We start from the raw sequence: 14,681 nt of genomic DNA on the forward strand, positions 1-14,681 counted from the left end.
GATGCTGCAACTTAATCAATTAACCATACACCCTGCTGTAGATATCTTCAAACTTTTTCTCTCGAATCCGTCTACCTCACACGCGACTTTACGTTGATTATTCCCCAAAAAACAACCGTATTAACTCGCATGCTCTTTTTTTTTGGACTCAAATTACACCCCGGTCAAATTCTCTTAAATGCATGTTTCGACTTGCTTTCCAGGTTTTTGTTCCCTTATCGGTGGGTTGTTCTAATTCATAAAAATCTATCGTTCCACTCTGGCGTGACCTCACGTTTCCTATACAAATTTCTTATATATCTTTCTCCATAGCCCTAAGTAATTCTCTCTACTTTTCCACTGAAATAGCCATTAATTGTATAATTTACAGCATTGTTACTCTACAAGCAACTGAGATATTTTCTTAAGTAATTTATTTTAGGAGATAATATTATTTCACCCAATATCAGCAATTTTACGAAAACCAAAGGTATGGGGCAAAGAGGGTTTGCGCTTTCTGAAAACCAGGTGTTTCCGAGTCCTGGGAAACTTCCGCCAACCCCTATTGCAAATAACCCAACTGACGGCGAGCTTCAAACAAACCCACTGCCACACTTACAGAAAGATTTAAGCTACGAACATTGGGTTCGTTCATAGGAATGTAGAGAGTAGCATCACAAGCTGAAATCGCCTCCGATGGAAGCCCAGAAGTTTCGCTACCAAATAGCAACCAGTCATTTGGTTGAAACTGAAAATTGACATAATTGCAACGACCCCTAACGCTAAAGCCCAGCAATCTTCCTCCACGCACCTGATGTGCTGTTTTGAAGGCTTCGAGCGATTCATGATAGTGCAATTTTACATAAGGCCAGTAATCTAAGCCTGCTCTTTTCAAGTAGCGATCGCTAATTTCAAACCCTAGTGGTCCTACCAAATGCAATTCCGTACCGGTAGCGGCACAAGTCCGCGCAATGTTACCTGTATTCGGGGGGATCAGTGGGTTAACTAAAACAACCTGCGGCATTTACAGAGGGTTATGTATATCAAACTAGACATTGTATCATTTATTTCAAATCTATCTATGGATAGACGTCATCTATAGTTTTTTTTAATAATCGCCTTCTCTTCGTAATGATTAGAAATTTAAAACTGACTAAAGATACTTTTTGCCACAATATTTGAGACTTTATCTAAAGTACATCACGATTTCTTAAGAAATGTATAGCCAAATTCAATAATAAAAAAATTATATAATACATGAGTACTGCTTAACAGACAGCGCTGACAGCAGTACTACCCTCGTTGTAATTTGGAACAAGATTACGCAACAACAGAAGAACACAATTTGTCTTCTAATTCGATTTCGCGTTCTCTTGTTGCAGCAATTGCTTGAGAAATAATGTGTCTGGGACTGATACCTAGAGTATGAAGTTGCAGCCATTGTTGGGCTTGATTGCCTTCGCGAAGAATTTTTTGTAATGGTGAAAGAAAACAAGCAAAACCGTGTTGTTTCGCACTCGCCCACACATCCTGATAAATTTCATTCACCCAATCTCTGGCTGATATAGTTCTGCCATCTTGCCAATGCTGAAGTTGAGCATCAAGACTGGCAATAGACACAGCGGATTCATTTGCCGCCGTAAGATAAACGAGTTCTTCGGGTGAGAAAGTACTCTGAGTGAGGGGATCGATCTGTGGATTTTCAATAACTTGTAACAAACGCGCTTCCAGGAAAGCAGTAATCGCAAGCAGTGCAATTGGGTCTGTGACTAAATCGCAAATTCGTAATTCCAAACGATTCAAGTCATAGGGGCGCTGATTGCCATTTGGTCTTACCGACACCCATAAATGACGAACATTTTGCATAGTCCCCGCTGCCAATTGACTTTCTACCCATTGGATATGGTGGGCATGGCTTTCAAATAAAGGCACATAAGCAGGGGTTTGTGGAAAAATACCCCATCGTGTGGAATGATAGCCCGTTGCTTTGCCATCTAGGAAAGGAGACGAAGCACTCAAAGCCAGGAATAATGGAGCTTCCACCCTAATAATCCGGTTAGCCCGCATCAATAATTCTGGGTCGTTTATACCTATATTGATATGAACGCTAGCAGTAACAACCTTGGTGCCGTAGCTTTGCTCAATGTAGTCGTGATAAGCATTTGCTGGGTCAGAACGAAAGAAACGGTGACTATCACCTAGCGACAAAGTACTTCCTGGGATTATGGTATAATCTCCCAATTGCTTAATGTAATTTCGCAGTTTGATACGAGGATGCAACAACGCACACAACAACTGCTCGTAATTCCTTGCTGGCTCTGTTGTGTATTCCACATTCCGGTTATCTGGCTCTCGGACAAATCCGTCCAAAGAAGTGACAATCTTGTCGGAGAGACCGACGATATCACCATTGGCTGTACCAGTGTACATCTCAACTTCAAAGCCTTTCGACAGCACTTTATTTATTCCCCTCGGCTCTCCATTTCTTTAAATTGTATCTGGAATCACCTAACTTCTGCATCTGACATTTGAGTTACTTAACAAGAAATAGATTAACGTTAGTGGTTAATGGTTATTTATGCTACTAACTACTAACCACTAACTTATAAATCTATACACCTCGCTAGCAGCACGATGCACGAGTGAATGACGCCATACGAGCGACTTTAGGTCATCAGCATAACCACCACCGATAACACAGGCGACAGGATAGCCAGCCGCAGCACAGGTACTTAACACTTGCATTTCCCGCCGAAAGATACCTGTATCTGTTAACGCCAATTTTCCCAGTTTATCTCCTACATGAGGGTCAACACCAGCATCGTACAAAACCAAATCTGGCTTGACATTTGATAACAAATCTGGTAGATATTCTGCAAGAGTTTGCAGGTAAGCATCATCCTCCATTCCCACTGGCAAAGGAATATCCAAATCGCTTTTTTGCTTGGTACCGGGAAAATTAACTTCGCAGTGCATTGAGAAAGTAAAAACACTGTCATCTCCCTGAAAGATAAAAGCAGTGCCATCTCCTTGATGCACATCAAGATCTACAATCAAAATTTTCCGAACAAGACCGAGTTTTTGCAATACGCGAGAAGCAATAGCCAAGTCATTGAAAATACAAAAACCAGATCCATAGCTGGGAAAAGCGTGATGGGTACCGCCTGCAGTATTGCAAGCTAAACCATGCTCAAGCGCTAATTGAGCGGTGAGAATAGTACCACCTACTGCTACACAGGTACGATTAACTAATGCAGAACTCCAGGGTAATCCAATGCGCCGGTGTGCTTTAGAATCAAGGGTTCCTTCACAATAAGCTTGAACGTACTCCTTCGTATGAACCAACTCAAGCAAATCTTGTGGTGGTCGTGACGGTAGGTGACATTGTTCTTGGCGTGCCACGCCATCATTTAACAGAATTTCGTAAAGTAACCTAAACTTCGGCATCGGGAAACGATGACCTTCCGGTAATGGGGCAACGTAGTCGGGGTGGTAAACAATAGGTAAGTCCATGTTATATATTTAACCCCCAAGACCCCCAATCCGCCAAGATTTTCTGAATTCTATATCTAGCAGGAACCAGTCAGTCGTTTTTTACGTCTGTTGTGTGGTTTGAAAAACCCCTTTTTTTCAAAAACAGTGTTAAAGCCACAAAAACATTTTGCTTTCCCTAAGTCTTGTTTACACTGATTATAGATAAGGAAACCATTTTTTTCCATCTAGGGGCAGAACTACGTCCTCACCCGCAGAGGTATTTTTGGAATTTTAAACGCAAAATTACTCTAAATCTAGAAAATTCAAGCAATTACTCAGAGAACTTTCAGCGGAAAATTTGTCTAATTACAACCAAACAAAGTAAAGTTTTTATAAGCTATGATGCGATCGCGTATAGCATTTGTAGTTATGTTCCCTGAATCTCAAATCATGATGATGCAATGGATTGTACCAATTGTATTTATTCTGGCTGGCTTAGTTGGTGGAGTTATCTGCGAAAAAGTCATTTTCAGGAAACTGAGCAAAATGGTTTCTAGCCGACAATCCCCAGTTGGCAAAACACTATTTAACTCCCTAAACCGGATGCCTCTCATTTGGTGTGCCCTGGCTGGATTTTATGGTGCAGTAATTAGTTTTTATCGTGCAGAGCCAGAAGTAGCAGAAGTTCTGAAAAAGGCTATTACTATCGCTTTTTTATACTCTGTCACTTTAGTGCTTGCCAGACTAACTGCAGGCATTATAAATATTTACCTACGCAGAACAGAAAGACTTTCAGCGTCGTTAATTTCTAATGTTGCAAAAACCGCTGTTATAGTCTTGGGGATATTAATCCTACTACAGACACTGGGTATTGAAATTACACCCCTTGTCACAACTTTAGGAATTACAGGTATCGCAGTTGGTTTAGCACTTCAAGACACCCTAGCCAATTTATTTTCAGGCTTTTACCTCATTATTTCTAAGCAAGTGAGAACGGGAGATTACGTAAAATTAGATGGTGGAAATCATGAGGGTTATGTTACAGACATTACATGGCGAAACACAACTATTAAAGAACTTTCCAACAACGTTATCATAGTACCCAACTCTAAACTAGCCACTGCTATTTTTATCAACTATCATCTTCCAGTCAAAGAAATCACACTAACAATGAGTGTCGGAGTTTCCTACGATAGTGATTTAGAACAAGTTGAAAAAGTTACTGTGGAAGTGGCTAAGGAAGTGATGCAAGAAGTTGCACCAGAATTAATTGGGAATGAGCCTTATATAAGATTTGAAAATTTTGCTGACTTTAGCATCAATTTTACGCTCTATATGCGTGTCAGTGAATTCTTTGACCAACGAATTGCACGACATTTATTTATTAAGAAATTGCACAAACGCTATCAGAAAGAAGGAATCAAAATTCCCTTTCCCGTTAGAGATGTTTACGTGCAAGGAAATGGAAATGGTGTACTCAAGTTGAAGTAAATTTTTCAGTAGCTCGGCACAAATTAAAGTTAACTAGTTTGGGTCGTCCTTTGTCATATGTCATCTGTCATTAGTCAGGGTTGCAGGTAGATTTACAGCTATGACCGCCCTTTGTCATTTGTCATCTGTCATTAGTAAGGGTTGCAGGTAGATTTACGGCTATGACCGCCCTTTGTCATTTGTCATCTGTCATTAGTAAGGGTTACAGGTAGATTTACGGCTATGACCGTCATTTGTCATTTGTCATCTGTCATTAGTAAGGGTTACAGGTAGATTTACGTCTACTGTAGAGCATCTCCAGTTCCCTCCCCTTATAAAGGGGAGGGCTAGGGAGGGGTAAAACTTTCTTAACTAATTCAAGCAAACGCTAGGTCACTTCTTTCCACCAGGAGTACGTCCACCTTCATCATTACTACCACCATGAGGATGGGAATTTCCAGGATCGCATCCCTCACCACCGTTACCAATTCCTTGGTTACAATGTTGCTTGATGGGTTTTTTGCCTTCTACCTGGTCAATATTGATGTCCTCAACTTCTCTTTGCTGCTGTCCAACTTGGACTTGCGATTGTCCTACAGCGTACTGTGAGGATATATCTACAACTTCACCAGTGCTAACCAATGCTTTATAAATCAAAGCAGTGACTTCAGCCCTAGTTGCTACCTTATCAGCATTAAGAGACTGTACATCAGGATAGTTGACAACAACACCCCGCTGTGTAAGAGCTGCGATCGCATTGCGAACGTCGCTGCGAATGGTACTGGCATCAGTATAAGCTTCTAGAATTGCCTCTGTGGAACCGCTGACAGTGTAGTTAAGACCTTGTGCCAACGCAAACAAAATTTCCAAGCGAGAAAGGTTGACAGTTGGGTTGAACATATTGCCTGCAGATTCTAAAAAGCCCATTTGATAAGCTTCCCGAATAGCACTGTAAGCCCAGTACGCAGTTGTAACATCCTTGAAATTGATAGGACTACGGATTGTGACCTTATCAAAAGCTTGGCTCAACATTGCCGCAAATTGAGCGCGAGTCACATATTGATCTGGACGGAAAGTTCCATCGGGGAAACCTTCGATAATTTCCAACGCAGCCAACTCAGCAATAAAATTTTTAGCCCAGTGGTTTACTGAAACATCAGAAAACTGCACCCGAACACCGGAAGCTGTACCGAGTTCCCGATAATCCATCATCATCTGGGCAACATCGTAGGTAGAGCTACCGTTAGCGTTCACTTCCTTGACTTGAACCAATTGACCGGGTTTAGCCTTCAAAGCTGCTGCTAAGTTAGAACTGAAGACGTTGAGAGACTGACGAAGGACTGCAAACTCACCTTGAGTGAAGGAAGCAGGATAAACACTTGTCTTGGCAACTGCTGACAAACTTTGAACTTGGAACTGGCTAACTTTCACCTGTTGGGAACTCTTGAAGAAGCTAACACTTTGACCGCTGACTTCAGAGAAATAGTCATAGGTGGTAGAATCTTCATCAATAGTGCCATCAAGGTCAGCATCCAAACCGTAAACAGTACGGACAACTTTATATTGTGTTGGGCTTGCTGACAAAATCAGGTTTACTACCGTATTTGCTGACAAACATTCAAATTCGCTATAGCCAATAAAGCGGTTTTGAGTATCAAACAAGCGGACAATTATCCTGTCGCCTGCTTTTAACCCCTTCACAAACTTAGCCTTATGCTTAACCTTGTATTTGTAATCACCTAAAAAGCGCTCTTTGAAATAGCCTTTGCCACGCTTACCTTTAACAGAAACACGAGCAATGACGTCGGAAAAACTTCCAGATGGTTGCAGGATAGAAAGGGTAAAACCTGCTTTGCTCCTTACAGCAATATTTGCAGTACTTATCTGATTGCTTTGTGCAGAAACAGTACTTGCACCGCTATACTGAGAACTCTGTGCAGCAGCCGCTGCAGTTGTTTGAGTTCTGCGTTGTACCACCAAGGTTTCGCGGCGTTGGATGGTAGTCGTGCGACTGCTGATTTGTTCATTAGTGCTACGCACTTTCATGATTGTTGCAGTAATCGCTTGAGTTGACCCTTCATCAAGCTTCGCGACCGCACCAGACTCATTAGTACGGTAAACCCACATTTGGCCTTCGCCTGCAATAACGATTTGCCAACCAGGAACTAAAGCTTTAGTACAATTGTCTTCTTCTTTTAACCCCAAACAGCCATTGGGCCAAATAATCCTTTCTGCTTTAACAACCCGTAAGGTAGAAGCTTCTAAACTTGCACGCTGGGAAATATCAGTGAGAACTGCTGTTTTAACAGCTTCTGGTAATTCGGCGCTCACCTTTGCACCGCCATTACCCTCTTTGTCATCATCGTCATCATCGTCATCATCTTTACCGTCGTTATCATCCGCAATTATTAACTGTTGCTGTGCGGAAGTTTCAGCGGTTTGTGCCTCGGCGGTCTTGGATACAGAAGCGGCAAGTGCTGAAGACGCTGGAGAAACTATCGCCAGATAAGCAGCCGCCAAAAAAATTTTGCCGAAGTTCGTTAAATAGGATTGATTCATGTGTCCCACACCATTAAAAACAGCATTAGCGGTAAATGCGCCCTAACGCCTGTCCAGTCTATTAATCCCGTGGTGCAGTGAAAACTAACACTGATACGAAAAATTTGCAAAAGTTAATATTTTCGGGGAAATCCGCTTTCTCTAAGAAACTGGGTTTCTTAATACAACGGAAAAAAGCCTGTAAAAACTATTACTGTAATTTCATTACTATGTCAACTTTCTTACACTTAAAGAAAGCGATCTGCCTAAGGGATGAAAAACGTAACCGATTTTTACCCATCTTGTGGGACGGGCGAAGATGCCAGTTTTGCGTGAGAGATTTCTAGAAGCCCGCACCACAAGAAATTTTGGTGACTCGATACGATTGCTGAGGAGAGTAGTGCGAGAATTTCACCAGTCACTTGTATTAAACAGCAAAAGCAATTTTCCCTTTAATATAAGCTTCAGCAATTATTTTTCGTTGCAATTTACCGCTACTAGTTTTTTGCAATTGCCCCGGACAAATAAAAAATATCTGTTCTACTGGAACTTTCACACCAATGTGGTTGAAAATTACCTCACTTGCTTGCTGTTTGTACTCAATTGCTTGTTTGTGTACACTAGTTGGCTTGGTTTCTATTAAGATAACGATCTTTTCATCTACTTGAATAGCAGCAACTTTGCCTGATTGCACAAAGGGTAAGAACTCTAAGTTGTGTTCAAAATCAGTAGCAAAATAACTTTGACCGTTAATTTTAAAACGATCGCTGATTCTGCCAGTAATAAAAAGCTCACCCTCACTCATGACACCTAAGTCACCAGTAGGAAAGAAACCGTGAGGATTATAAAACTGGCGATTGCTTTCCCAATAACCATCAACCAAAGAACCGCCCCTGATTTCAATTTCTCCTATTTCGCCCTCACGACATAAAGTTCCATCTTCAGATATTAAACGCACGCTAAAATCACTCAACGGTTTACCTAAAGAAATAGCTTGACAACCATTCGCCAGTGTCAGCACTCTCGGAACATCTTCTAGCTGGCAACAAGAAACCATTAAAACGGCTTCTGCCATACCATAGCAAGGCTTAATAGCTCTAGATTGCAATCCATAGGGAGCCAACATCTCTATAAATTGATATAGCCTTTTAACATTAATTGGCTCACTACCATTAAAAACTATTCGTAAATTTTCTAAGTTTACATCAGCGATGTCCGTGGCTTCGCTATTTTCCAGTTGGCGCAGACAGTAACTAATAGCAAAATCAGGAATAACAGTGATGGCAATTTGTTTTTTGGAAAGTTCCCTCAACCAACCTACAGGATTAATCAAGAACTTCATCGGTGTATCCAAATGCAGATTCAATCTTCGATACAACGGAGTGAGAAATCCACCTACTAATCCCATATCATGATACAGAGGCAACCAACTTGCTGCTTCTTCACCCTGTCTGCTTTGAGCATAGTTAGCAATAATCTGCATTTGTGCCATAATTTTGCCGTGGGTAACAGGAATTCCCTTGGGAAAAGCAGTTGAGCCAGAAGAAAACTGTACAAAAGCTATATCATCAGAGGTAATAGCGGCAAAATCAGGTGATGCTTGGAGCTGAAAATCTGTGATTGGGAAGGTCAATCGCTGGAGACTAAAAGCCAGAGATTTGATACTAGGAGCTTCTAAAATCAAGTGAGCATTGTATAAATTGGCAATTCTGTTGACAAAAGCCAAATAGCTATCCTTCACTACACCCATACCATAAGGTTTGACTGATAAGGGAATTGCACCCAGTCCAATCAAAGCAAAAAAGGAAATAAGCACACCTTCTGTAGTTTCAAAAGGAAACACTATCCTTGTACCCACTGTCACACCTTGAGAGCGAAAATACGCCATGTATGTAGTAATCTGCTGATAAAAATTGCAGTAGGGTAAGAACTTAGTATCTTTGCGATCTTCCTGAAGGAACAAACCGATATGAGCATCAGTGTTTTTGAGTGCCTGTATCATCTCCAGCATGGTGATTGAAACTTGCACTGAGGGTTGTAATTTTGGCGTGAATGCTACTTCAGGTAATGTCATGACACACCTTCCAGTGCCTTAGTTACAATATTTTCTTCAAGAAAATCCTGCAAACTTTTGAGTTTGCGTTCAACAGCATCAATAAATCCAATTTTCACGCGAGCATCAGCTGCTATAATAGCAGCTCCATTAGTGAATATTTCTACAGTTTGGCAAAATACTGCTTGATAGCAATACTCTTTTTCCGTATCCTCTATTTTGGTAATAACTCTAACTTCTCCTGGTAAAATTTCCCGGCGATAATTAATCTCAATCCGCGCTACTACAGGTAAAATGCGCTGACCATGACGTAAATTGTGGTGGTCAAGCCATAACCATCGTCCTGCTTCTAAGTATTCCAAAACCGTAGCATTATTGACGTGACCTAAACTATCAAGGTCATTTGGTCGCACTTGCAATGTGAGACTGATTGGTTCAAATTTCATATCAACAATATTGGATAACTTAACAGTTGCCACACTTATGTATTAAGAACAATCATTGCAACAGTAGATACATAATTCCCACTATGAGAAATGGAAATGTGAGCAGTCCAATTTTGACGAGTAAAATACTCTGCTAGGGAGCCGTAAAACTGGAAATATGGAGCTTTGCTGGAGTTGTGTTGTATTTCTACGTCTGTCCAATAGAATTGAGGGGCTATTTTCAGTGCTTTAAATAGGGCTTCTTTAGCAGAAAATTGAGCCGTCATACTTTGCAAAGGGGTTTTACTTTGACTGAAGTATAAATACTCTGCTTCTGTAAAGAAGATACCTGGAATTTTGAGTGCTTCCACTTTTTCTAGCTCGTCTATCAGTTGAATATCGTGTCCTAGCCCAATCAACATCCCACCAATTCCAACCACTTTTGTTCAACTTCCGCCGCTGAGCGTACCTCAATTCCTGTAATTTGTCTGAGGGCAGAAAAAATCATTCCTTGCTTGCGTTCAATATTGTCAGGAATTGTCATCTCGTACTTGAGTGTATCCCACCAGTTAACATGGGAATTTCGCTTTTCTAAATGCTGCCGCTTGCTACCATAAAGTTCGCCACCTTCCCGAACAAACAAATGAGTCACAGCAAATGCTCCTTTGGGGGAGTACTCTTGACTATCAACTAGAGCTTTGGCAAAACTAATGAAGTAGGTCATATGCTGAGCTTCATCAGCAGCAATTTGCTTAAATAATTTCTTCAAGCCAGGATCTTGAGCAACACTGGCACAATATGAGTAGTTAACTGTAGCTGTAATCTCGGAAATCGCCAGTAAAACCAGGGTTCTGAGCATATCATCGTCGGGAAAAATCTTCCGAAACTCAATGAGATCGCGATCGTTTATTGTTTCTAAACCAAGCAGGTGAGATAAGCGATTCAGTGTACTCTCATGAAAGCTTTCTTCCTCATTCCAGTAACGGCTCCAGGTACTGCAAGCTTGCATGACACTCGCTACAACTGGATTAGACGCTTGCCATCGACGACATTCAGCATCTGCCAATCTTGCAAGGCGATCGGCTCCTGGTTTGGTGGTTAATTCTGCTCGTCCAGCATTCCAAATATTCGCTTTATCCAATTCACTTAATTTCTCGAAGTTAATTCCATCGATCATTTCCACGGCGCTCCATCGGCGCTTTTCGTGGAAACTATGTTGTTCCCAAATTAAATCTATTAAGCAACTGCGCTGTTCAGCTAGACTTTTATACAATTCGCTGACAATATTGAACCTGGAAATTACATTCACCATAGCTAGCTTTTGAAAACTCTGTTTTTCAATTTTGTAGGTTGTGTTTGGTCTTTGTAGCTAATTAAGGTATGATCTGTACCTTGTTTACTTCTTGTAAGAAGACTTCTAATACCATTGAAATTTTTGTATCTAATGAGAAAGCAGGTAAGCGGATATCAGTTCCATACTGCTTTTTGATAGTGTTACTCATCTTGGCAAACGCCTCCATCAGATCGATACTGTTCTGAAGTTGTTCAGAACGGGCAATAATTTCTGAAAGTGTCAAGTCTTGCTCAAAAATGTCGGCATAAGGTAATTGAACGTTTTGTGCAAACAGGTGACAAATATAATCTTTCACGCTAATTAACTCCTGTGTTCAATGTTTGAGTGAGCAGCAAGCTCTTATATTAAGTTGTTCCCTTTTAAAAAGGCTCTGTTTGTCTTGCTTAACAAATATTTACGATAAAGAGCCCATCAACGTTCACCTATTTATACTGATATGAAAACCATCTAACAAGTCCAGAATTGAAATCTGCCTTCCCATAAGGAATGCATTTAGCGCCCTTACCCAACTGGCGAATTTTTACCTAAACCAGGCATTCAAATCGAAACTTACAAAGCTGAATCAAAAATTTGTTGTGCTGTCAGCTTGAGTTGGGGGAATAAAGGCGATGCAATTAAATCATTTCCCCTAAACGCAGTTATTTGATAATCTCCATCTACTACGCAAATTGTAATCGTTTGTTGTTTGGGATTACCCGTAAATCTTTTGCCACCAAATGCCCCATAGTCCACAATCCAATACTCAGGGATTCCCAGATCTTCGTAATCCCTGAACTTGTCGTAGTAGTCGTCTCGCCAGTTGGTGCTAACCACTTCAACGGCTAAAGGGACAGTAGCGCAACCCGTTTGAGGGATACCACTCGATAAATTGTTCAAAGGTGACAAATGACTAAAGACGACCATTCCCAGTTACCTTTTTCATACCGACCCGCTTAGGTAGTGGAATCAGGCATCAAAAAAAATTACTATGTAGAAAAACGCTTTACGAATCTTAATAATGGCAGTCACTCCGCAACAGATACCACAATCTACCTTTGATAAACACTTTTGGACATGGCAGGGGCACAAAATTCAGTACACCGTTATGGGAACTGGACGCCCCCTCGTGCTGGTTCACGGCTTTGGTGCTTCCATTGGACATTGGCGGAAAAATATACCCGTTTTGGCAGCCGCAGGTTACCGGGTTTTTGCAGTAGACCTTTTGGGGTTTGGTGCTTCCGATAAGCCACCGTTAAACTACACAGTGGAAGTGTGGGTGGAATTACTTAAGGATTTTTGGACGGAACACATACAAGAACCTACCGTATTTATTGGCAACTCCATTGGTGGGCTTTTAAGCTTGATGGTGGTAGCAGAACATCCGGAAATAGCCGCAGGTGCTGTGTTGATTAACAGTGCGGGTGGGTTAAGCCATCGTCCCCACGAACTGAACCCACCATTACGCATTGTAATGTCAGCTTTTAACACATTTGTGCGTTCCCGGATTACGGGGGCATTCGTCTTCAATCGCGTTCGTCAGAAAGCACAAATTCGCCGTACCTTGTATCAGGTTTACCGCAATCGGGAAGCTGTCACCGATGAACTGGTAGACCTACTCTATGAGCCCTCTTGCGATCCAGGCGCACAACAAGTTTTCGCCTCCATCCTCACAGCACCTCCCGGTCCTTCTCCAACGGAATTATTACCGAAAGTTGATTGCCCATTGTTGGTCATTTGGGGTGCTGACGATCCTTGGACACCAATGACTGGGGCAAAAATTTACGAAAAGGCTCGGGAAAATGGCAAAAATGTCAAAATTGTTCCCATTCCCGGTGCTGGTCATTGTCCTCATGATGAGGTGCCAGATGTTGTTAATCAAGAAATTGCCAATTGGTTAACGTCGTTGTAAAGTAAACTACCTACACCGCTCGGAGTACCGAGTCGGTGCAGGCTTACAAACGAGCCAGATTTTACTGATGTGCTGCGAAAATCTGGTTTGCAGTTAACCGAAAGTCTGGAAAGATATTGGAAACCAGTACATCGTCATTTCGGAAAAATTGTTTTTGATACTCATCCTCAACCAGAGTACAAACCACAATTGTTGGCTGTTTGGGTTTGCCAGTATATTCCCTGCCCCCAATACCGAGATAGTCAACAATCCAATATTCACGTACACCTAGCATCGCGTAATCCTCAACCTTGCGAGCGTAATCGTTTTGCCAGTTTGTACTGACAACTTCAATAACAAGTTTGATTGAACCTCCCAAGGTAATTACAGGCTCCTGTTGCCACAGCGGTTCGCTCGCGAGCCCGGTTTTATCCAGTACAATGACATCGGGACGAAAAGCAGTTTCCGTTCCTAACAGTTTGATCGGGCATCGGTAGGGAATGAAATAATCTGGGTACTTTTGGTCAATCTCCACATTCAGCTTTCGTCCAATAAAGGCTGCTACTTGTTCATGCGGTCCGCTAGGCTCCATGTCAATTATTTCCCCATCAATTAGCTCATAGCGTTCATTGTCACCGTACTGGTTAATAAACTCATCAACAGTTATAAACTTCGGTGCTGCTTGAACCATCGTAATTGCTCCTCATTATCACAGCTTTCCACTACCGCTAGCCTACATCTCAAGCTTCTGGTTCTATCCCTAATGCACGCAATTGTGCTGCCAATCGCTCCGCCCGTTGGCGTTCTTGCTGTGCCAACTCCGAACCCCATAGCAAGAGTTCTCCTTGTTCATTCCACCAACGCAACCAATGCCCAGTGCGGTTTTCACGGCTTCCCTGCCATATCCCTAAAAACAGGCTCATCTCCGCAATCCAGTAACGGTTATTTTCATCTGGCGATGGCGCGGAACCCAGCGCTACTTCTGGCGATCGCAACTGATAACGCCCCGTATCATCCAGGCGATATAGTTCCAGTTCTCCCGTATCCGGTTGAAAAATAGCATAGTGAGGAACTTTTAAAACTTGCTCGTAATAAAACCATTTACCGGGTGGATAAGTGGGTTTGCTTGAGTACTCACCACCTTCGGTATCCGAAAGGAATTCCATCACAATCATAGGAAAATCTCCTTGGAGTTGTGGGGTATAACTGCGCTCGATCTCCTCTCGCGATACCTTAATAGAAGGGACAAATCCCCAATCAGGCGCTTTAACTACAATTCGATTATTTACAGTGGCACAGATGCCGTAGTTGGTTATAGTTAGAGCGTTAGCGGGCAATCTTCCGTTCGCTTCTAAACTTTCCGTTAAAGCCGCAGCTAACAGAGGTTGATTAATGTTATCCACAGGAGCGTCATCTAAAACAAAATCATCAGGTAACTTTTCCCAGGTAATTTCGTAAGTGGCTGCACTAGCTAGCATGGTCAAAGTGCCTCATCAACGCCATTGATACACTTAGCTTAAT

At 41.9% G+C, this 14,681-nt stretch carries 13 protein-coding genes and 1 pseudogene; 2 read left to right on the forward strand and 12 right to left on the reverse strand.

Annotated features, from left to right (window positions below):
* Nucleotides 1-541: 541 nt before the first annotated feature.
* The 3 genes from ACYRY3_RS23340 to ACYRY3_RS23350 form a co-directional block, all read right to left on the reverse strand.
* Nucleotides 542-1,003 (reverse strand): tRNA (cytidine(34)-2'-O)-methyltransferase, encoded by a 462-nt coding sequence (locus ACYRY3_RS23340; protein ID WP_460204025.1) that lies wholly within the window; start codon nt 1,001-1,003, stop codon nt 542-544.
* 296 nt (nt 1,004-1,299) lie between these two features.
* The gene (gene gshA, locus ACYRY3_RS23345; RefSeq protein WP_460204026.1) at nt 1,300-2,436 is read right to left on the reverse strand and encodes a glutamate--cysteine ligase; all 1,137 of its coding nucleotides are present in this window, start codon (nt 2,434-2,436) and stop codon (nt 1,300-1,302) included.
* 141 nt (nt 2,437-2,577) lie between these two features.
* The gene (locus tag ACYRY3_RS23350; protein ID WP_460204027.1) at nt 2,578-3,492 is read right to left on the reverse strand and encodes a histone deacetylase family protein; all 915 of its coding nucleotides are present in this window, start codon (nt 3,490-3,492) and stop codon (nt 2,578-2,580) included.
* Between the two features lie 414 nt (nt 3,493-3,906).
* Between ACYRY3_RS23350 and ACYRY3_RS23355 the strand changes: the two genes are divergently transcribed.
* On the forward strand, nt 3,907-4,944 hold the full coding sequence (locus tag ACYRY3_RS23355; protein ID WP_460204093.1) for a mechanosensitive ion channel family protein: 1,038 nt from the start codon (nt 3,907-3,909) through the stop codon (nt 4,942-4,944).
* A 372-nt stretch (nt 4,945-5,316) separates the two neighbouring features.
* Here the strand turns inward: ACYRY3_RS23355 and ACYRY3_RS23360 are convergent, their stop codons facing one another.
* From ACYRY3_RS23360 to ACYRY3_RS23390, 7 genes and pseudogenes are all read right to left on the reverse strand, one after another.
* Nucleotides 5,317-7,482, reverse strand: a complete 2,166-nt coding sequence (locus ACYRY3_RS23360) for an S-layer homology domain-containing protein (RefSeq protein ID WP_460204028.1) — start codon at nt 7,480-7,482, stop codon at nt 5,317-5,319.
* Between the two features lie 406 nt (nt 7,483-7,888).
* Nucleotides 7,889-9,535, reverse strand: coding sequence for an AMP-binding protein (locus ACYRY3_RS23365; RefSeq protein WP_460204029.1), 1,647 nt, complete (start codon nt 9,533-9,535; stop codon nt 7,889-7,891).
* Nucleotides 9,532-9,960, reverse strand: coding sequence for an acyl-CoA thioesterase (locus ACYRY3_RS23370; protein WP_460204030.1), 429 nt, complete (start codon nt 9,958-9,960; stop codon nt 9,532-9,534). Before ACYRY3_RS23370 ends, ACYRY3_RS23365 begins: the two co-directional genes overlap by 4 nt.
* A gap of 35 nt (nt 9,961-9,995) precedes the next feature.
* Nucleotides 9,996-10,361: a holo-ACP synthase gene (locus tag ACYRY3_RS23375; RefSeq protein WP_460204031.1), complete on the reverse strand. Its 366-nt coding sequence runs from the start codon at nt 10,359-10,361 to the stop codon at nt 9,996-9,998.
* Entirely contained in the window at nt 10,355-11,251 is an 897-nt protein-coding gene (locus ACYRY3_RS23380) for an acyl-ACP desaturase (RefSeq protein ID WP_460204032.1), read from the reverse strand. Before ACYRY3_RS23380 ends, ACYRY3_RS23375 begins: the two co-directional genes overlap by 7 nt.
* A 61-nt stretch (nt 11,252-11,312) precedes the next feature.
* Nucleotides 11,313-11,588, reverse strand: a complete 276-nt coding sequence (locus tag ACYRY3_RS23385; protein ID WP_460204033.1) for a hypothetical protein — start codon at nt 11,586-11,588, stop codon at nt 11,313-11,315.
* Nucleotides 11,589-11,842: 254 nt separating this feature from the next.
* Nucleotides 11,843-12,130: pseudogene (locus ACYRY3_RS23390) on the reverse strand (Uma2 family endonuclease); the annotation flags it as partial.
* A 160-nt stretch (nt 12,131-12,290) separates the two neighbouring features.
* Here ACYRY3_RS23390 and ACYRY3_RS23395 point away from each other — a divergent pair.
* Nucleotides 12,291-13,181: an alpha/beta fold hydrolase gene (locus ACYRY3_RS23395; protein ID WP_460204034.1), complete on the forward strand. Its 891-nt coding sequence runs from the start codon at nt 12,291-12,293 to the stop codon at nt 13,179-13,181.
* A 61-nt stretch (nt 13,182-13,242) separates the two neighbouring features.
* Here the strand turns inward: ACYRY3_RS23395 and ACYRY3_RS23400 are convergent, their stop codons facing one another.
* Nucleotides 13,243-13,851 carry a Uma2 family endonuclease gene (locus tag ACYRY3_RS23400; RefSeq protein ID WP_460204035.1) on the reverse strand — a complete coding sequence of 203 codons (609 nt, stop codon included), beginning with the start codon at nt 13,849-13,851 and terminating at the stop codon, nt 13,243-13,245.
* Between the two features lie 49 nt (nt 13,852-13,900).
* Nucleotides 13,901-14,638, reverse strand: coding sequence for a Uma2 family endonuclease (locus tag ACYRY3_RS23405; protein WP_460204036.1), 738 nt, complete (start codon nt 14,636-14,638; stop codon nt 13,901-13,903).
* Between the last annotated feature and the right edge of the window lie 43 nt (nt 14,639-14,681).

The organism is Scytonema sp. NUACC21, from assembly GCF_054684315.1.

Bases quoted from the DNA above. Each gene is read 5' to 3' on its own strand.
- ACYRY3_RS23340 (WP_460204025.1), bottom strand. From the start codon at position 1,003: ATGCCGCAGGTTGTTTTAGTTAACCCACTGATCCCCCCGAATACAGGT.
- ACYRY3_RS23405 (WP_460204036.1), bottom strand. From the start codon at position 14,638: ATGCTAGCTAGTGCAGCCACTTACGAAATTACCTGGGAAAAGTTACCT.
- ACYRY3_RS23365 (WP_460204029.1), bottom strand. From the start codon at position 9,535: ATGACATTACCTGAAGTAGCATTCACGCCAAAATTACAACCCTCAGTG.
- ACYRY3_RS23375 (WP_460204031.1), bottom strand. From the start codon at position 10,361: ATGTTGATTGGGCTAGGACACGATATTCAACTGATAGACGAGCTAGAA.
- ACYRY3_RS23380 (WP_460204032.1), bottom strand. From the start codon at position 11,251: ATGGTGAATGTAATTTCCAGGTTCAATATTGTCAGCGAATTGTATAAA.
- ACYRY3_RS23400 (WP_460204035.1), bottom strand. From the start codon at position 13,851: ATGGTTCAAGCAGCACCGAAGTTTATAACTGTTGATGAGTTTATTAAC.
- ACYRY3_RS23360 (WP_460204028.1), bottom strand. From the start codon at position 7,482: ATGAATCAATCCTATTTAACGAACTTCGGCAAAATTTTTTTGGCGGCT.
- ACYRY3_RS23355 (WP_460204093.1), top strand. From the start codon at position 3,907: ATGATGCAATGGATTGTACCAATTGTATTTATTCTGGCTGGCTTAGTT.
- ACYRY3_RS23395 (WP_460204034.1), top strand. From the start codon at position 12,291: ATGGCAGTCACTCCGCAACAGATACCACAATCTACCTTTGATAAACAC.
- ACYRY3_RS23350 (WP_460204027.1), bottom strand. From the start codon at position 3,492: ATGGACTTACCTATTGTTTACCACCCCGACTACGTTGCCCCATTACCG.
- ACYRY3_RS23370 (WP_460204030.1), bottom strand. From the start codon at position 9,960: ATGAAATTTGAACCAATCAGTCTCACATTGCAAGTGCGACCAAATGAC.